This window comes from Bacillus sp. FSL K6-0138 (assembly GCF_037982765.1).
Classification (GTDB): Bacteria; Bacillota; Bacilli; order Bacillales; family Bacillaceae; genus Bacillus; species Bacillus glycinifermentans.
Map to the genome: position 1 here is coordinate 2,363,664 of NZ_CP150286.1, position 18,525 is coordinate 2,382,188.

Genomic DNA, 18,525 nt, shown 5'->3' on the forward strand with positions numbered 1-18,525 from the left:
TATACTTCAAAAGGACAAAAAGAAGAAGGATCAATTCCTTCCTCTTTTATTTTGATCACAGATAAGGTCTACATACGGACAATGACCGATCCGCCGCCGCCCGATGTACAGACGCGGTTTTGCTGTTCCTCAATGGAACGCAGCAGCTGATTGTTGCTTTCCATCAGCTTGATCAGCAATGCCATTTGATCCTCCAGGTTTTTCAGTCTTTCAGTCATCTGCTGCGGGCTTTGACCCGGCGGCAGCTGTGAGGCAGCGGGCGGGTAAGGCGTTTCAGAATTCCATTTTGAATACATAGTAAATGTGCCTCCATCATCTAAACTTATGTACCTTATTTTATGAAGGCAGAAATCTCATTGTTCGCCTAATTTGGACGGAAAAGGAGCAGAGGAAGATGTATGTAACGATAAAAGAAACAGCAGAATACTTGTCGCTGTCAGAGGCGTATATTGAACAGCTCATCAGGGAAAAGAAGATCAGAGCCGTTCACGACGGACGGCAATTTTTAATCAACAAAGAACAATTCAGCACACATTTGGAACAGATGGAAAAATATAAAGAACTCGTCGAAGCGATTCTCAATGAACCGATCCCGGAAGATCCCGATGTAAAGGACGAGGATTAGCATACCATAAAAACATTATGTAAACTAAAACTGATGAATAAGTCACAATTCAGGAAATGAAAGGGATGAAAAAAGTCACTTAAAACAAGTTTTAGACGATTTTATCTCATTTCCTAAACAATCGCGTTCATTTTTTGTTCAAAAAATGTTATTATTTAATAGTAAAATATACATCGTGTTTTGAGATTGCAAGTTTTTCAGTTCCATTGCTGAAAAAGCAAGACAAACACACTTGGCAGTTCTTCTTTGCGGATTTGTTTGTGCATAAATTCACAAACCGAAACCAAAAAACTGCCTTCAAAAAATAGCACATTGCTTATTGTAAAGGAGAATTGGTTATGCCGGAAACAATCGATCAAACAAACGAATCTGTTAGTCAAAGCCAACGTGATCTTATTGATCAGCTGTTAAAGCCTGAAGTGCAGGAGTCTTTGACTGTCCTAGTCGACCAGCTTCCAAAGCTGACTGAACTGGTGAACATTTTGACGAAGTCTTATGATTTCGCACAATCCGTAGCAACTGATGAAGTATTAAAAAGCGATACTGTAGGAGCCATTACAGAAATTCTTGAGCCGGTAAAAGATACGGTGAAAGAAGTAGCGGCGACAGCGATTGAAGCTAAAGACCGCGCCGACGAAAGCAACGAAGTGATCGGACTGTTCGGCCTCTTGAGAATGCTGAAAGATCCGCAGGCTCAAAAACTGTTCCGCTTTGTCCAAAGCTACCTGCAAATCATGTCAGAACGCGAAAAACAAAAATAACCACCTTCAGAATATATTTAGAATAAGGACGGAGGATTCATGATGTCAAAACATATTGTCATTCTAGGCGCTGGTTACGGCGGTTTACTTTCTGCTTTAACAGTGCGCAAACATTACACTAAAGAAGAAGCAAAAGTTACGGTGGTCAACCAATACCCGACTCACCAAATCATTACGGAACTGCATCGTCTTGCGGCAGGAAACGTATCAGAACAAGCGATCGCAATGCCGCTTGCAAAGCTTTTCAAAGGAAAAGACATCGACCTTAAAATTGCAAAAGTAAACTCTTTTTCCGTTGATAAAAAAGAAGTGGCTCTATCAGACGGCACAACGTTAACATACGATGCACTCGTTGTCGGCCTTGGTTCTGTAACGGCTTACTTCGGCATTCCTGGCCTTGAAGAAAACAGCATGGTACTGAAATCGGCAAACGACGCGAACAAAATCTTTAAGCATGTTGAAGAACGCGTGCGTGAGTACTCCAAAACAAAAAATGAAGCTGATGCAACGATCCTGATCGGCGGCGGCGGTTTAACAGGCGTTGAGCTTGTAGGCGAGCTTGCTGACATCATGCCGAACCTTGCGAGAAAATACGGCGTAGACCCTAAAGAAATCAAATTGAAACTGGTTGAAGCAGGTCCGAAAATCCTTCCTGTTCTTCCGGACGATCTTATCGAACGCGCTACTGCAAGCCTTGAAAAACGCGGCGTTGAATTCTTAACAGGTCTACCTGTTACAAATGTAGAAGGTAATGTCATTGATCTGAAAGACGGATCAAAAGTGGTTGCCAACACATTTGTTTGGACCGGCGGCGTACAAGGAAACCCGCTTGTCGGCGAATCAGGTCTTGAAGTCAACCGCGGACGCGCGACTGTAAACGAATTCCTTCAGTCTACATCACATGAAGACGTGTTCGTTGCCGGAGACAGCGCCGTTGTCTTTGGTCCAGACGGCCGTCCATACCCGCCGACAGCGCAAATTGCATGGCAAATGGGCGAACTGATCGGATACAACCTGTATGCATACTTAGAAAACAAATCATTGGAAACGTTCAGCCCTGTTAACTCAGGCACGCTTGCAAGCCTTGGCCGCAAAGACGCGGTTGCCATCATCGGCGCCAACTCAACAGCCTTGAAAGGTCTGCCTGCTTCCCTGATGAAAGAAGCGAGCAATGTCCGCTACCTAAGCCACATTAAAGGTCTGTTCAGCCTGGCATACTGATAAAATTCCAGCGCTACTTATAGTGTAAACTATAAGTAGCGTTTTTTTATGCCCTAAATTTGACGGGAAAATGAAATATTTTGAAATTAGGCCCTTGAAAAGGGTATATCCGGCCCCTTTTTGAAATAAAGTATTAAAACATGCCTAAAGGGGAGAAAATACATGAACAAGACCATTAAGATCAGCTTGTGCATCATGATGATTGCCGTATTGGCGCTCTTCTCCCGCCTCAATCCGGAAGAGCCCGCCGCCGTTGCTGCAGAAAATAAAGACGGGCTGTCCGCTGAGCTTGACCGGCTTTTAAAAGAAGAGCCCGCCTTGCAGGGGGCGCTTGCCGGAATCAGCGTCAGATCCGCCGAAACCGGAGAAGTCGTCTACAGCCATATGGGGGACGTCCGGCTGAGACCCGCATCGAGTCTCAAGCTTCTGACAGCTGCAGCTGCGCTTTCTGTGCTAGGCGGGGATCATACGTTTGCAACAGAGGTGCTGGCTGACGGTGCGGTGAAAGGGAGAACCTTAAAAGGAAACCTTTATTTAAAAGGGAAAGGCGACCCTACGCTGCTCCCGGCCGATTTTGATCAGATGGCCGAAGCTCTCAGCCAAAAAGGCATTAAGCGGATTCGGGGAAATCTGATCGGGGATGATTCCTGGTATGACGATGTCCGCTATTCGACGGACGTATCCTGGAGCGATGAACATACATATTACGGCGCACAGGTTTCCGCTCTTACCGCGTCACCGAATGAAGACTATGATGCCGGCACGGTCATCGTCGATGTCACACCCGGCCGAAAAAGCGGCGACAAACCGGCGGTGACGGTCTCCCCGAAAACGGGGTATGTGAAGATCGTCAATCATGCAAAAACCGTACCGGCAAACGGGGAAAAAGACATCACAATCGAACGGGAACACGGCACAAATACGATCCAAATCAAAGGAACGATTCCAAAGGAAGCATCAAGAGCAAGGGAATGGGTTTCGGTTTGGGAGCCTGCGGGCTATGCGCTTGATTTGTTTAAACAGGCGCTCGACCGGAAAGGCATTCAAGTGCTTGGAAAAGCAAAAACCGCAACCACCCCGAAAAATGCGCGGCGCATCGCAGTCCGCCGATCGATGCCGCTTTCGGAACTGATCGTGCCTTTTATGAAGCTCAGCAACAACGGCCATGCCGAAACGCTGGTCAAGGAAATGGGGAGGGCGGTCAAAAAAGAAGGAAGCTGGGAGAAAGGGCTTGAGGTTTTACATGAAAAGCTTCCCGGTTTTTCAATTGATCCGGACAACGTCCTTCTGAGAGACGGTTCAGGCATCTCCCATATCAATCTCATCACCGCACATCAGATTACAAACCTGCTGTATTCCGTACAGGATGAACCATGGTTTTCCTCTTATCTTCGTTCACTGCCGGTTTCCGGCGAAAGCGACAGAATGGTTGGCGGAACATTGCGCAACCGGATGAAAAACCCAGAGCTCAAAGGCAAAGTCAAAGCGAAAACGGGCTCTCTTTCGACCGTCAGTTCTTTATCCGGCTATGTTGAAACGAAAAGCGGGAAAACGTTGATTTTCTCAATTATCTTAAACCAGCTGTTGGACGAAGAAAAAGGAAAAGAGATCGAAGACAAGATCGCCGAACGGTTGGCCGGCCAATGACATCACCTTCCCTTGCTCCCGGGCTGTTCCGGGACGGCCCGATTTTTTTCAAAAGCCAACATCTTCGCATTTTATAAGATTCCGTGCCTCCTTTTGAATCGCAAAACGAAAAGTGAAAGATATCATTATTTTTCTTCGTCCCCGGGCAGATACCATTAACATTCATATGATTTAACACCAATAGATTTAAAAGGAGGAAGGAGCCGGCGAATGCGAAAAGTTTGGCACGTATACGTATATTTACTGCAGCAAGCCGGTCTATTCCCCCGGGGGGAGATTTTAGTCTGCCTATGGTCAAGCGCCGGCTTTTTCATGAAGATGATCCGGGGAGCAATGAAGACGAATACGTCGGTGACTACTTTTCTCCCGATGAATGTCATGTAGTAGACCACTCTGGAAAATATGTGAATGTGACGTTTTATGAATAATGTGAGATAAGCCCGCCGCTTTAGAGTCGGAGGGTTTTTTGTTTTCCACCGGAAGAATTCTCTTGTATAACAGATAGTCGTTATCTAACTATTATTATAATACAGATGAAATGTTGAATTTCTTGCCCTCAGCTTGCCATCTTCAATTTGTGTATGTTCTAAGAACTTTGTTCATAACTTCACATAATGTGTGACTTTTTTCACATTCAAAACTGTTCTACCCAACATAAGATAAAAATGTAGCATCTGTTATACAAATCGAATGATAAAAGAGGTGGATAACATGGAACAATGGAAAGGCTTCACCACAAATGTATGGCAAAAAGAAGTAAACGTGCGGGATTTCATTTTGAACAACTTTCAGCCTTATGAAGGTGACGAATCGTTTCTGCAGCCTCCAACCGAAGCAACAACCGCATTGTGGGATCAAGTGATGGAATTGTCGAAAAAAGAGCGCGAAAACGGCGGGGTTCTCGATATGGATACGGAAATCGTATCAACGATTACCTCGCACGGACCGGGGTATCTGAATCAAGATCTGGAGAAAGTCGTCGGCGTTCAGACAGATGCGCCGTTTAAGCGTTCTCTTCAGCCTTTCGGCGGAATCCGCATGGCAAAGCAGGCATGTGAGTCTTACGGTTTTGAATTAGATCAGGAAGTAGAACGAATTTTTACGGATTACCGGAAAACTCACAACCAGGGTGTATTTGACGCGTACACAGATGAAATGAAGCTTGCCCGTAAAGTCGGCATCATTACCGGGCTTCCGGATGCATACGGGCGCGGCCGGATCATCGGAGACTACCGGCGGGTCGCACTTTACGGCGTCGATTTCTTAATCAATGAAAAGAAAAAAGATGCAGCCGCCACTTCCAAGCTGATGACTGAAGAAAACATCAGGCTGCGTGAAGAGCTGACCGAGCAGATTCGGGCCCTGCACGAATTAAAAGATATGGCAGCCCGCTACGGCTTCGATATTTCAGAGCCGGCTTCAAACGCAAAGGAAGCGTTTCAATGGCTGTACTTTGCATATTTAGCTGCCATCAAAGAACAAAACGGAGCGGCGATGAGCCTTGGCCGCGTCTCGACTTTCCTGGATATATACATTGACAGGGATTTGCAGAACGGGGTACTGACAGAGCAGGAAGCTCAAGAACTTGTCGACCATTTCGTCATGAAGCTGCGCTTAGTCAAATTCGCCCGGACCCCGGATTACAACGAATTGTTCAGCGGCGACCCGACGTGGGTAACCGAATCGATCGGCGGAATGGCTCATGACGGACGTCCTCTTGTTACGAAGAACTCTTTCCGTTTTCTTCACACGCTTGATAATCTGGGGCCTGCACCCGAACCTAACCTAACCGTGCTTTGGTCTGTCAGACTGCCTGAACGGTTTAAACAATATTGTGCAAGCATGTCCATTAAAACGAGCTCGATCCAGTATGAAAACGATGACATTATGCGTCCCGAATACGGTGATGATTACGGTATCGCATGCTGCGTATCGGCGATGGAAATCGGCAAACAAATGCAGTTTTTCGGAGCACGCGCCAACTTGGCGAAAGCGCTTCTATACGCAATTAACGGCGGAAAAGACGAAAAGCATAAGATTCAAGTCGGACCGGAAATGCCGCCTGTCACATCAGACGTTCTGGACTACGAAGAAGTGATGCATAAGTTTGACCAAACGATGGAGTGGCTTGCAGGGCTGTATATTAACACGCTGAATGTCATCCATTACATGCACGACAAATACTCTTATGAACGAATCGAAATGGCGCTTCATGACACCGATATTCTCCGTACAATGGCAACAGGCATTGCAGGGTTGAGCGTTGTGGCCGATTCGTTAAGCGCTATCAAACATGCAAAAGTAAAAGTGATCCGGGATGAAAACGGCATCGCCGTTGATTTTGAAACAGAAGGCGATTTCCCTAAATACGGAAACAACGATGACCGCGTGGACAAGATTGCTGTCGAGATTGTTGAAACATTTATGAAGAAGCTGCGCAAACATCAAACATACCGCCAGTCGCTTCCGACGATGTCCATCTTAACGATTACATCAAACGTCGTCTACGGGAAGAAAACGGGAAATACGCCTGACGGCCGCCGGGCAGGAGAGCCGTTTGCCCCTGGAGCAAATCCGATGCACGGACGCGACACAAAAGGTACGCTTGCTTCCCTTTCATCGGTCGCAAAACTGCCTTACAGCTATGCGATGGACGGAATTTCGAATACATTCTCGATCGTTCCGAAGGCTCTCGGCAAGGACGATGCAAGCCGGGCCGTCCATTTAGCGAGCATACTTGACGGGTATGCCAAAAAAGCGGGGCATCACTTAAATGTCAACGTATTCAACAGGGAAACCTTGCTTGATGCGATGGAGCATCCGGAAGAGTATCCGCAGTTAACCATTCGCGTATCAGGCTATGCGGTCAACTTCATTAAGCTGACAAAAGAACAGCAATTGGACGTGATCAGCCGTACGTTCCACGAATCAATGTAACTTAAAATTAGGCGGAGCGCCCTTTTCGCTGCGCTCCCATCACAAGGGGGGATCTTCATGATGAACGGACGCATCCATTCGATTGAAACATTCGGTACCGTCGATGGTCCTGGGATTCGATATGTCGTTTTTATGCAAGGATGTTTATTGCGCTGCCAATTTTGCCATAATGCAGATACATGGGAAATCGGAGCGGGACGGGAAATATCCGTTTCCGAAATCGTCGATGACGTTCTCTCATACCTCCCGTATATGGCGTCTTCCGGCGGCGGAATCACGGTCAGCGGAGGAGAACCGCTTTTACAGCTTCCCTTTTTGACAGAATTGTTCAAGGCGTGCAAACAACAAGGCATTCATACGGCGCTTGATTCTTCAGGGGGATGTTATTCAAAAGCACCGGCGTTTCAGGAACAGATCAGCGAATTGATGCAATATACCGATCTTGTTTTGCTCGATCTTAAACAAATCAACCGCAAAAAGCATCTGGAACTGACCGGAATGCCGAATGACCACATCCTCGATTTCGCGACATTTCTCAGCGAACGCCGCATCCCTGTCTGGATTCGCCACGTTCTCGTTCCGGGGATCACAGATATTGACGAAGATTTAAACGATCTCGGAACGTTTATCGGCGGACTTTCGAATGTCGAAAAGGTGGAGGTTCTCCCATATCATGAACTCGGCGTCTATAAGTGGGAAGCGCTCGGCCTTGAGTATCCTTTAAAAGGAATCGAACCCCCTGCCGAAGAACGGGTTAAACATGCATACAAATGCTTAACCGCTCACTTGAATCACAGACACCCGTTTACTGAAACGCTTGCATAAAAGCATTCGTTTTTAATAATAGTAAAACAGATGTGAGAAGCCGGGCGAAAGCATAATTTAAACGGCACAAATTCATAAAGCAGGGTGGATAGCATGATGTATCATTTGTATTCTCATAACGACTTAGACGGAGTCGGATGCGGAATCGTCGCAAAGACGGCCTTCGGCGAACAGGTGGAGGTTCGCTACAATTCGGTCACGGGACTGGACATCCAAGTCGAAAGATTTTTAGATCGGGCGAAAGACAAGCGAAAACAGGGCGGCTTGTTCATCACGGACTTATCCGTCCATCAGGAAAATGAAAACAAACTGAATGAATACGCCGAAGCGGGCGGAAAGGTCAAACTCATCGACCATCATAAAACAGCGCTGCATTTGAACGAATACCCGTGGGGCCTTGTGAAAGTCGAATATGAAGACGGAAGGCTCGCATCGGCCACTTCTCTTTTTTATGAATATTTAGCAGAGAACGGCCTGATCGAGAAAACGAAAGCAATGGACCAATTTGTCGAGCTCGTCCGGCTATATGATACATGGGAATGGGAGGAAGCGGGCGTTCTTGAGGCGAAACGGCTGAACGACTTGTTTTTCATGGTGTCCATTGACGAATTTGAAGAAAAAATGATCCGTCGCCTGAAAGAAAATGACGAATTTTCCTTTGACGAATTCGAGGAAAAGATCCTCGATATGGAAGAAGAAAAGATTGAACGGTACATTCGCAGGAAAAGGCGGGAAATCGTACAAACTTTCATCCATGGGCATTGTGTCGGAATCGTCCATGCCGAAAGCTACCATTCAGAGGTCGGCAACGAACTCGGAAAAGAATTTCCCCATCTTGATTACATCGCCATTTTAAATATGGGCGGCAAAAAAGCGAGCCTCCGGACCATTCATGATGAAACAGACGTCTCTGAAATCGCCGGCACTTTCGGCGGCGGAGGCCATGCTAAAGCAGCCGGCTGCCCGTTGACAGACGAAGCGTTCAGGCTGTTCGTGCAAGAGCCGTTTCCGGTGGAACCGATCAAAGCCGATGCTTTCAAAAACATATATAACTTGAAAGAATCTGAATACGGCTCCCTTTATGAAAACAGGGAAGAAGACCAATTTTACCTCTTTTCGGCTGAAGACGGCTGGAGCATTCAATTAAACGGGGTCACACAAAACGAAACATTCGCTTCGTTTGAAGAGGCGGAACGGTTTATCAAAAGAAATTATGCGGCATGGCTGGTTCGGGATGAGACATTTGTCCGATTTCTGATGCAGCGTGTCAAAGAGCATCTCAATACGACAGGCTAAGACATTAACATGTCTTAGCCTGTCATCGTTATCATATACAAAACCGTCTTTTTGACATATAATAACAGAAAGTTCTGATTTTTCAAAAAAAGGGAGGATGCTCATGAACATGAGTTCTGAAAACTGCCAAGCAAAGGAATTCAGGGCGGTATGGATCGCCACAGTCACAAACATCGACTGGCCTTCGCGAAAGGGCCTTGCCGCGGAACAGCAAAAAGAAGAGTACCTGAAGCTCTTGAATGATGTGACAGAGATGGGCATGAACGCAGTCGTCGTTCAAATCAAACCGACGGCCGACGCTTTTTATCCTTCTGCATACGGACCTTGGTCAGAGTATTTAACAGGCGTCCAAGGAAAAGATCCCGGATACGACCCGCTCGCCTTTTTGCTTGAAGAAGCCCACCGAAAGAACCTTGAATTCCATGCATGGTTTAACCCTTATCGAATCACGATGAATCATACCGATTTGAACAGGCTCGCGGCAGATCATCCGGCGAGAAAGCACCCGGAATGGGTCGTCCGTTACGGCAGCCAGCTGTTTTACAATCCCGGCATTCCCGAAGCGCAGGACTTTATCGTCGAAGGAATCGAAGAAGTCGTCAAAAACTATGAGATTGACGCCGTTCACATGGACGACTATTTCTATCCGTATAAAATAGCCGGAGAGGAGTTCCCTGATTCTGAAACGTATGAGAAATACGGCAAAGACCGTTTCACCGACATTGAGGATTGGCGGCGGGACAATGTCAACCAGCTCGTCAAACAAATCAACGCCGCCATCAAAAAAGAAAAACCGGCCGTCAAATTCGGCATCAGTCCGTTCGGCGTCTGGCGGAACAAGGCGAAGGATCCTTCAGGCTCGGACACAACCGCCGGAATGACCAACTATGACGACCTTTATGCGGATACGAGAGAATGGATTCAAAAAGGATATATCGATTATATCGCTCCGCAAATCTATTGGAGCATCGGTTTTGCCCCCGCGTCCTACGATATTCTGGTTGCCTGGTGGAAGAATGAAGTGGCCAATCGCCCCGTGCATTTATACATTGGACAAGCGGCCTATAAAATCAACAACAATTCTGATCCGGCCTGGTCAGACCCTGAAGAATACCCGAGACAGATCGCCTTAAACCGCGCCTCGAATGTTTTAGGAAGCATTCATTTCAGCCTGAAGGATCTAAACCGCAACCCGCTCGGCGTCAAAGACAGGCTGACGGGCGACCTGTATCACGCTCCCGCGCTGATTCCCGGCATGCCGTGGCTTGAGACTTCCAAAAACTGAACGGAAACGGAGAGGAATCAAGACCCCGTCCGGCGAATTAAAGAAAGGAACAAAAAAGGCCGGAGCTGATAGAAATATGGATCGCATAACTGCTGAAATCAGGGATCGCAGCATCGATATAGGTGGTGAAGATGAATATCATTTTGACTCCTTAAAACCGATTTTGAAAGACAAAAGATTTGTATTTCTCGGTGAAAGCGGACATTGCGTCAAAGAATACATCACGGCTAAAATCAGCCTCATCCGCTTTCTGCATCGGGAGATGGGGTTCAATGTTGTTGCGTTTGAAAGCGAATTGGGAGATTGCACAATCGGTGACTTTTTTTCCTCTGAATACAGCGCCGAAGAGTTTATGCGCGGCTCCATCGGGAAGATCTGGCACAACCAGTTTGTCCTCGAATTGTTCCGTGAGCTGAAGGAATCAGAGGGGCTTCACTTAACAGGTATTGACGTCCAACAGAGCAGGAAAAAGCACTTTTCCTCCTTTTTGGAGAAGTATTTGACAGGACGGATCCGACAGCAGTACATCGACTTTGACCGCCTTGCAAATGAGCTGCTTGACAAGAATGGAATATTCAAATGGCGCTTTCGAAAAACGGCCGAAGAAACCGCCAAAATGGGAAAAGAATTAATCGAAGGACTTGAAAAACAAACGTTTCCTTCGGCAATGCTGCATAAGGTCGTGATGCAGACGATTGAGAACAGGCTGAATTACGTCAAGGCCAACTTTCAAAAAAGCTTCTCCAAATTGTTTGAATACCGGGACGAATTAATGGCAAAAAACCTGGAATTTTTATCAACACACATCTATCCCGCTGATAAGTTCGTCATTTGGGCGCACAACCTTCATATCAAAAAACAGAGCAGTGCCAGCCGTTTGTCCCGGTACCGCTCATTTGCCGAGAATCTCCCGCCATTGATGAAAGAAAAGAGTTTTGTGATCGGGTTGTATGCAAAAGAAGGAAGGATGGGAGATTACAGCGGCCGCGATTATCCGATAAAAAAAATGAGTCATAAGCATATGGAATGGCTGCTCAGCCATTCGCCTTATCAAAATTCGTTTGTGCGCTGCAGCCATGAATGGGGACAGAAAAAGTATAGAGCGTTTGAAGGAGGCGGTCTGCGCACATCGTTTGTCCCGGCGCGGCAATATGACGGGATATTATTCTTCAAAAACGTGCATCCGGTAACAATAAACGAACAAGTCAAATAAGCATTCCCGAATTCTAAAATTCGGGATTTTTTTGGATTAAAAATCGTGTTTGCAGTAAACCTTAATAGATAAAGACAAAAAAAGAAAGGTTTACTTGACATGGATATTTTCTTAGCCATTTTACCCGCAATCTTTTGGGGCAGCATCGTATTGTTTAACGTCAAATTAGGCGGAGGACCGTACAGCCAAGTGCTCGGAACGACGATCGGCGCATTGGTTTTTTCCATCGGTGTCTATTTTTTCGTCCAACCCGACTTATCGCCGCGCATTTTTGCAGTCGGTATCATTTCAGGCGTATTTTGGGCGCTTGGCCAGGTGAACCAGCTGAAAAGCATTAAGCTGATCGGCGTTTCAAAAACGATGCCGATCTCAACCGGGCTTCAACTCGTATCCACCTCCTTGTTCGGCGTTCTCGTGTTCCACGAATGGGCGACGACGGTCTCGATCGTTCTCGGCGTGCTGGCGCTGATTTTCATCATCGTCGGCGTCGTGTTGACGTCATTGGAAGACCGCCGGAGCCAGGACAACCATGAGGAAAAAAACGGAGACATGAAAAAAGGGATTGTGATCTTGCTCATTTCGACATTAGGTTACCTTGTGTATGTCGTCGTGGCTCGGTTCTTTCATGTCAGCGGCTGGGCCGCTCTTTTTCCTCAAGCCATCGGGATGGTGGCAGGAGGATTGCTTTTCACATTCAGGCACCATCCCTTTAATTTCTACGTAATCAAAAACATTATTCCAGGTTTAGTCTGGGCGGCGGGAAATTTGTTTTTATTCATTTCCCAGCCGCGGGTCGGCGTGGCGACAAGCTTTTCATTATCGCAAATGGGGATCATCATTTCGACACTCGGCGGAATTATTATCCTTGGTGAAAAAAAGACAAAGCGCCAGATGGTCGGGATCGTCATCGGGATCATCCTGATCGTCATTGCCGGCGTAATGTTAGGAATCGCAAAGGCATAAAAAGGACGGCGCATCGGCCGTCCTTTTTTTATATCGTAACCATAGCCGTAAGCGGCAGATGATCAGAGGCTTCGGGGCTCTTGGTGACAACTCCGGCAGCGGTCACATGAAGAGAGGGACTTGCAAAAATGTAATCGAGCCGTTTTTTCGGACGGTGCGACGGGTAAGTGAAACCCGCACCGTCCCCGGCATCTTCCCACACATCGCGAAGCACTCCTGTGACTTTTTTCCAGCCTCTTGAACGGGGCTTCATATTCCAGTCCCCCAATACAATCGCCGGCTTTTCAAGCTTCTGAAGCCTGCCTGTGATATAGCCGGTCTGCTTTCGATGGAGAGAGGGGTGCAAGCTCAAATGCGTCACAAACACATAAAGGAGCCGCCCGTCGATGTCAATGGCTGTTTCGAGCAATGATCTTCCTTCAATCAGCCCCGGGACAAAATTGAACAGATGATGCTGTTCGTCCACAATCGGAAATCGCGACAAAAGGGCATTTCCATATTGCCTTTTTAACTGGGAACCTTTTGAACGTAATGAAACGGACGGGCTGTAGGCATGCTCCATCCCCAGCTCTTTTGCGAGCCGGCTGATTTGATCTTCATACCGGCTTCTTTTCAAAAAGTGCCGATCGACTTCATTAAGGCCGATAATATCAGCGCCGCTCTCAGCGATCAACTCGGCAATCCTTTGCAAATCAAGGCGCTGATCGGTGCCCTTGCCATGGTGAATATTAAACGTCATGATGCTGATATCCATTCATATCCCGCCTGTTCGATAGATTACAAATATTTTGCCTCTGAACCCGGCAAATTATTTTCGGACAGTTCGAAAGCATCGTATAATCTTAGGCGGAGGGATTATGTTGTACAAAATTATTATGACGCTTTTCACGACACTTTTGATGATCATTCAGATCGGGGTGCTGTATTTTTGGCTGTTCGATTAGAAGGATCTGTATACGGAACTGGGACTTCTCTGCTGGAACGGGTCGATCTTAGCGGGGGCGGTCATCTGCATCGTGTACTTCACATTGCTGAAAAAGGGGGCATTTTCCTCTATCTTCAAAAAGCTCGTTCTTTCCTCAACGGTCATGGTAATCGTTTTACACTTGGCATCATTCGTTATCGACTTTGCGGCAAATTCTATGCCATAAAACAAAGAATGATTCCTTGGTTATTTTAAATGAGGAGGAGATGCCATGGCCGGACGGATAAAGCTCGATTCTCGCAAATCGCGGCCATGATCAAGGAAGAGCGCCGAGAGCAGCGGCTTTTTATTCTCTCCGCGACGATTTTCCAGAGCGTGAATCAGCGGCGGCCGTTCTCGGCCAATTAGATGATGACGACATACAGCCACTAAAAAGAAAAGCAAAACGGTATCATGCAGATAGGCGGGGGAAAGCTCCGCCATTTTTGGGCTGCGGAGCACCCGTTTTGCCGCATTTGGACATATGCTTATATATACGCTGTGAAGAAGGCGGGGGATAAAAGTGACCATGTTTTTAGCTGTTATCATATTTCTGCTGACGCTTACATTCGTCATATGGCAGCCGAACAATTTATCAATCGGCTGGTCGGCGTGCGGCGGGGCAGTACTGGCGATCATCGCCGGGGTCGTTGATTTTCAGGATGTACTAAACGTAACCGCGATCGTCTGGAATGCGACATTAACCTTTGTGGCAATCATCATAATTTCACTTATTCTCGATGAAATCGGATTTTTCGAGTGGGGGGCATTACATATGGCGAAGGCGGCGGAAGGAAACGGGATTCGCATGTTTGTATATGTTTCCGGTTTAGGTGCCATTGTCGCCGCATTATTCGCCAATGACGGAGCCGCGTTAATTTTGACGCCGATCGTTCTATCGATGGTGCGCGCTTTGAATTTTCCGGAAAAACTCGTGTTTCCGTTTATTATCGCGGGCGGGTTTATTGCCGATACCACATCGCTTCCGCTCGTTGTCAGCAACCTTGTCAACATCGTGTCGTCCGATTTCTTTCACATCGGCTTTATCGAATATGCGGCAAGAATGGTGATTCCAAACGTGTTTTCACTGCTTGCGAGCATCACCGTACTTTATATATTTTTCAGAAAGAGCATACCGCGGCATTATGACGCAACGCATCTGAAACAACCAGGGGAGGCAATCAAAGATCAAAGCATATTCCGTTTGTCATGGTTCATATTAGCCATCCTTTTATTCGGCTATTTCATCAGCGAGCTGTTTTCCATTCATGTATCAATTATCGCCGGCGCGACAGCCATCTTTTTCTTAATCGCTGCGAAAAAGAGCCCAGCTGTCCGCACAAAGCAAGTTCTGAAAGGAGCCCCCTGGGCGATCGTTTTTTTCTCGGTCGGGATGTATGTCGTCGTATACGGATTAAAAAATGCAGGCTTAACGGAAATTCTTGCATGTATCATTCAAGCTGCAGCCGGTCAAGGGCTGTTTGCCGGAACGATCGGAATGGGATTTATCGCCGCTTTTCTGTCATCAGTTATGAATAATATGCCGACCGTGATGATTGACGCGCTTTCCATTCAGCATACCGAAACCCACGGAATCATGAGGGAAGCACTGATCTACGCCAATGTCATCGGCTCCGATCTCGGGCCGAAAATAACGCCGATCGGCTCATTAGCGACGTTTTTATGGCTTCATGTCCTTTCTATGAAAGGCGTGAAAATCTCTTGGGGAACCTACTTCAAAACAGGCATCATCCTGACGATCCCGACGCTTTTTATCACCCTTGTCGGGCTTTATATCTGGCTATTGATCATTCACTAAGATGACTCCGCCGCATGTCAGGCGCGAACATTGGGGCTTTGATGATCCGACAAGAGCTAAAGGAACAGATGAGAAGAAATGGGCATTCTTCCAGCGTGTGAGGAAGAAATCGGAGAACGGGTGAAACGTTTTGCGGAAACAGGGGAATCCGTGATCTGAAAAAAGTCGATTTTAACCATCGGCTTTTTTATTGCTCTATGGTAATTTTTATTTTATTTTTCAACCTAGCTGCTTTAAAATCGGTCCGAGCAAGGTTAAACGGGACTGACTTCATGCCGTTTTCCTGACCCGCTCATGTAAAATAGCAAACCGTTCTTCGGATTCCGCAATTGATAACATGAATTCTCCATAAATTCCGCTTTTGCACGATTTCAAGAGATTAAGGCGGTTGTCCTTTTTATATCATGACAGTTGAATAACAAGAACGAATGTTCTATAATCTTTATGAGCATCGTTGAAGGTTATGAAGTACTATGTGTTAAAAATATAAAGAATGTTACATGCTGGGGAGGTTATATTTTGAAACCGCGAATCACGGTCATTACACTGGGAGTAGATGATGTAGAAAAGGCGCTTCATTTCTACCGGGATGGATTGGGGCTTCCGTCAGACGGCATCGTCGGCGAGGAGTTTGAACACGGTGCCGTTGCTTTTTTCGACTTACAGCCGGGCCTTAAGCTCGCCGTTTGGAACCGGAAGGATATTGCATATGATACGAACCTTAACAAGACAATGCCAAGCCCGACCGAATTCACGATCGGACATAATGTTGGAAGCAAAGCAGAAGTCGACGAAGTCATGCAACAGGCAAAGACAGCAGGCGCCGTCATAACAGTCCCGCCGCATGATACGTTTTGGGGCGGCTATTCGGGGTATTTCCAGGACCCTGACGGCCATTTGTGGGAAGTCGTCTGGAACCCTCAGTGGGAAATCGAATAGCAAAGTACAAACCCATCGATGAAAGGTGGGTTTTTGTTTTGCCTGAAAATCAACAATTGACAGATCTGTTATAACTGTTTATATTGTATATATACAGTTATAACGAATTGAGGGATGTTATGCTTGAATATTTTGATTTCAAACACATCAGATGAACCGATTTATTTGCAGATCGTAAACCAATTAAAGGAGCATATCGTCAAGGGGGAGCTCGCGGAATCACAGCCGCTCCCATCGATCAGAAGCCTGGCCAAAGAGCTGAAAATCAGCGTGATTACGACAAAACGGGCCTATGACGAGCTGGAGAAAGAAGGATTCATCGTCACCGTGGCCGGAAAAGGATCGTATGTCGCAGCCATCAACACGGAGATGCTGCGGGAGACGAAAGTGAAACTGATCGAAGAAAAAATGACCGAAGCAATCAATGAAGCCAAGCTTGTCGGCTTGTCTTTGAAGGAACTGCAAGACATGCTCAAGCTGATATATGAAGGGTGGTAACAATGAGCAACATACTGGAAATAAAAAATGTGTCGAAAAGCTATCAAGATTTCTCTTTGAAAAATGTAAGCATTACCCTGCAAAAAGGCTACATCATGGGCTTTATCGGACCGAATGGAGCGGGTAAAAGTACGACGATCAAACTGATCATGAACATCATCAAAAAAGACAGCGGCGACATCAGCATTTTCGGCCTTGATCATGAGCGGCACCAACTTGACATCAAACAGAGAATCGGCTTTGTCTATGACGAAAATCATTTTTATGAAGAACTGACCATTGAGGAAATGAAAGGGATCGTCAGCCCGTTTTACGCGAGGTGGGATGAAGCCGTTTTTCAGCAATACGCTAAAGACTTTCGCCTTCCTTTAAAAAGGCGGATCAAAGATTTGTCAAAGGGGATGAAGATGAAGTTTTCGTTGGCTATCGCACTTTCGCATCATGCCGATCTATTGATCATGGACGAACCGACTTCAGGACTTGATCCTCTCGTCAGATCTGAGCTGCTGGATGTGTTGCAAACATTGCTGCAGGACGAAAACAAGTCGATTTTCTTTTCGACCCACATTACATCTGACCTGGAGAAAGTTGCCGATTTTATTACATTCATCCAAAACGGCGAGATCGTGTTAAGCAAGGCGAAGGATGAGCTTTTAGAGGAGTACTGCATCGTCAAAGGCCATCACGACAAGCTTGATGCGGGCCATGAAGACGTATTGATCGGCTTAAAGAAAAACAGCTTCGGATTTGAAGCCCTTGCCAAAGATAAGCGGGAAGTCGTTCAGCGATTCGGGGATTCAGTCATCATTGAAAAACCGACATTGGAAGATATTATGGTGTTTTCCACCGGCAGGAGTGATCAAAGTGTATCATCTTATTAAAAAAGACCTTTTGATGCAAAAAAAATCGTTAAAATTATCGATCTTGTTGATGGCCTTTTTTTCTATTACCCTCTCTAATATCGGGCACGTCGGTTTTTTGGTCAGCGTGTTGGCGATCACTTACCAATTGGCATTGGGGGCAAGCGCCCTGGAGGATAAAAATAACAGCGACAAAATCCTCATCAGCCTTCCGATCAAAAAAAGCACGATCGTTTTGTCAAAATACGCATCAATCTATGTGTATGCGGCGTTTGCCATCCTGATCTACGGCGTCATCTATTTGATCGTCAAGCTTGTACAAGCTCCGCTTAACATTTCGTTTACTTTTATCGGAATCATGGGTGCTGTCACTGCCGTTACCTTATTTTGTTCCATCTCGTTTCCGCTGATTTTCAAATACGGCTATCTAAAATCAAAAATGGCGAATATGGTGATCTTTTTCGTTTTCATATTCGGAGGATCGGGATTATCTAAATTTGCAAACAGCGGGCAAGTGTCCTGGAATCAAAGTATCACAGATTTTTTAGGCAATGCATCCGAACCCGTGGCGATCTTGCTGCTGGCCGTTTGCCTGCTTGCGATCCTGTTTCTTTCATACGCCGTCTCCTTGCACTTTTACAATAAAAGAGAATTTTAAAAAACGTAACAACC

19 protein-coding genes and 2 pseudogenes are annotated in these 18,525 nt (G+C 46.3%); 18 read left to right on the forward strand and 3 right to left on the reverse strand.

Annotation, left to right across the window (positions count from 1 at the left end; all coding sequences use genetic code 11):
- Window positions 1–68 precede the first annotated feature (68 nt).
- A complete protein-coding gene (locus MHB78_RS12480) occupies window positions 69–296 on the reverse strand; it encodes a hypothetical protein (RefSeq protein ID WP_046131454.1) in 228 nt (75 codons plus the stop codon).
- Window positions 297–394: 98 nt separating this feature from the next.
- On the opposite strand from MHB78_RS12480, the gene MHB78_RS12485 reads away from it, so the two are divergent.
- The 11 genes and pseudogenes from MHB78_RS12485 (at window position 395) to MHB78_RS12535 (ending at window position 12,773) form a co-directional block, all read left to right on the forward strand.
- Window positions 395–625: an excisionase family DNA-binding protein gene (locus tag MHB78_RS12485; protein WP_046131453.1), complete on the forward strand. Its 231-nt coding sequence runs from the start codon at window positions 395–397 to the stop codon at window positions 623–625.
- Window positions 626–963: 338 nt separating this feature from the next.
- Window positions 964–1,386 (forward strand): DUF1641 domain-containing protein, encoded by a 423-nt coding sequence (locus tag MHB78_RS12490; protein WP_046131452.1) that lies wholly within the window; start codon window positions 964–966, stop codon window positions 1,384–1,386.
- Window positions 1,387–1,428: 42 nt separating this feature from the next.
- The gene (locus MHB78_RS12495) at window positions 1,429–2,607 is read left to right on the forward strand and encodes an NAD(P)/FAD-dependent oxidoreductase (RefSeq protein ID WP_046131451.1); all 1,179 of its coding nucleotides are present in this window, start codon (window positions 1,429–1,431) and stop codon (window positions 2,605–2,607) included.
- Between the two features lie 162 nt (window positions 2,608–2,769).
- On the forward strand, window positions 2,770–4,254 hold the full coding sequence (dacB, locus tag MHB78_RS12500) for a D-alanyl-D-alanine carboxypeptidase/D-alanyl-D-alanine-endopeptidase (RefSeq protein ID WP_046131450.1): 1,485 nt from the start codon (window positions 2,770–2,772) through the stop codon (window positions 4,252–4,254).
- A 290-nt stretch (window positions 4,255–4,544) separates the two neighbouring features.
- Complete coding sequence (locus MHB78_RS12505) at window positions 4,545–4,682, forward strand: hypothetical protein (protein WP_164918160.1); 138 nt, start codon at window positions 4,545–4,547, stop codon at window positions 4,680–4,682.
- Window positions 4,683–4,944: 262 nt separating this feature from the next.
- On the forward strand, window positions 4,945–7,191 hold the full coding sequence (gene pflB / locus MHB78_RS12510; RefSeq protein WP_301207959.1) for a formate C-acetyltransferase: 2,247 nt from the start codon (window positions 4,945–4,947) through the stop codon (window positions 7,189–7,191).
- Between the two features lie 57 nt (window positions 7,192–7,248).
- Window positions 7,249–8,016, forward strand: a complete 768-nt coding sequence (gene pflA, locus MHB78_RS12515; protein WP_046131447.1) for a pyruvate formate-lyase-activating protein — start codon at window positions 7,249–7,251, stop codon at window positions 8,014–8,016.
- A 96-nt stretch (window positions 8,017–8,112) separates the two neighbouring features.
- Complete coding sequence (locus tag MHB78_RS12520) at window positions 8,113–9,312, forward strand: oligoribonuclease (RefSeq protein ID WP_046131446.1); 1,200 nt, start codon at window positions 8,113–8,115, stop codon at window positions 9,310–9,312.
- A gap of 133 nt (window positions 9,313–9,445) precedes the next feature.
- Window positions 9,446–10,588 (forward strand): annotated as a pseudogene (locus MHB78_RS12525) (family 10 glycosylhydrolase); the annotation flags it as partial.
- Window positions 10,589–10,673: 85 nt separating this feature from the next.
- Complete coding sequence (locus MHB78_RS12530) at window positions 10,674–11,810, forward strand: erythromycin esterase family protein (RefSeq protein WP_046131484.1); 1,137 nt, start codon at window positions 10,674–10,676, stop codon at window positions 11,808–11,810.
- A gap of 99 nt (window positions 11,811–11,909) precedes the next feature.
- Window positions 11,910–12,773: a RhaT/GlcU family sugar-proton symporter gene (locus tag MHB78_RS12535; protein ID WP_046131444.1), complete on the forward strand. Its 864-nt coding sequence runs from the start codon at window positions 11,910–11,912 to the stop codon at window positions 12,771–12,773.
- A gap of 28 nt (window positions 12,774–12,801) precedes the next feature.
- On the opposite strand, the gene MHB78_RS12540 is transcribed toward MHB78_RS12535, so the two are convergent.
- Entirely contained in the window at window positions 12,802–13,527 is a 726-nt protein-coding gene (locus MHB78_RS12540; protein ID WP_046131443.1) for an endonuclease/exonuclease/phosphatase family protein, read from the reverse strand.
- On the opposite strand from MHB78_RS12540, the gene MHB78_RS12545 reads away from it, so the two are divergent.
- Window positions 13,492–13,953, forward strand: coding sequence for a hypothetical protein (locus MHB78_RS12545; RefSeq protein ID WP_128748169.1), 462 nt, complete (start codon window positions 13,492–13,494; stop codon window positions 13,951–13,953). The genes MHB78_RS12540 and MHB78_RS12545 overlap by 36 nt on opposite strands.
- Here MHB78_RS12545 and MHB78_RS12550 read toward each other — a convergent pair.
- A complete protein-coding gene (locus MHB78_RS12550; protein WP_128748167.1) occupies window positions 13,945–14,181 on the reverse strand; it encodes a hypothetical protein in 237 nt (78 codons plus the stop codon). The two genes, MHB78_RS12545 and MHB78_RS12550, sit on opposite strands and share 9 nt — an antisense overlap.
- A gap of 85 nt (window positions 14,182–14,266) precedes the next feature.
- On the opposite strand from MHB78_RS12550, the gene MHB78_RS12555 reads away from it, so the two are divergent.
- The 6 genes and pseudogenes from MHB78_RS12555 to MHB78_RS12580 all read left to right on the forward strand — a co-directional run bounded on the left by MHB78_RS12555 (window position 14,267) and on the right by MHB78_RS12580 (window position 18,511).
- On the forward strand, window positions 14,267–15,556 hold the full coding sequence (locus MHB78_RS12555; RefSeq protein WP_046131440.1) for an arsenical efflux pump membrane protein ArsB: 1,290 nt from the start codon (window positions 14,267–14,269) through the stop codon (window positions 15,554–15,556).
- 1 nt (window position 15,557) lies between these two features.
- Window positions 15,558–15,715 (forward strand): annotated as a pseudogene (locus tag MHB78_RS12560) (arsenate reductase); the annotation flags it as partial.
- A gap of 360 nt (window positions 15,716–16,075) precedes the next feature.
- A complete protein-coding gene (locus MHB78_RS12565; protein ID WP_046131439.1) occupies window positions 16,076–16,495 on the forward strand; it encodes a VOC family protein in 420 nt (139 codons plus the stop codon).
- Window positions 16,496–16,618: 123 nt separating this feature from the next.
- Entirely contained in the window at window positions 16,619–16,993 is a 375-nt protein-coding gene (locus MHB78_RS12570) for a GntR family transcriptional regulator (protein WP_046131438.1), read from the forward strand.
- A gap of 2 nt (window positions 16,994–16,995) precedes the next feature.
- Window positions 16,996–17,874: an ABC transporter ATP-binding protein gene (locus MHB78_RS12575; RefSeq protein ID WP_046131437.1), complete on the forward strand. Its 879-nt coding sequence runs from the start codon at window positions 16,996–16,998 to the stop codon at window positions 17,872–17,874.
- A complete protein-coding gene (locus MHB78_RS12580) occupies window positions 17,858–18,511 on the forward strand; it encodes an ABC-2 transporter permease (RefSeq protein ID WP_046131436.1) in 654 nt (217 codons plus the stop codon). The genes MHB78_RS12575 and MHB78_RS12580 overlap by 17 nt, the downstream gene beginning before the upstream one ends.
- Window positions 18,512–18,525 lie beyond the last annotated feature (14 nt).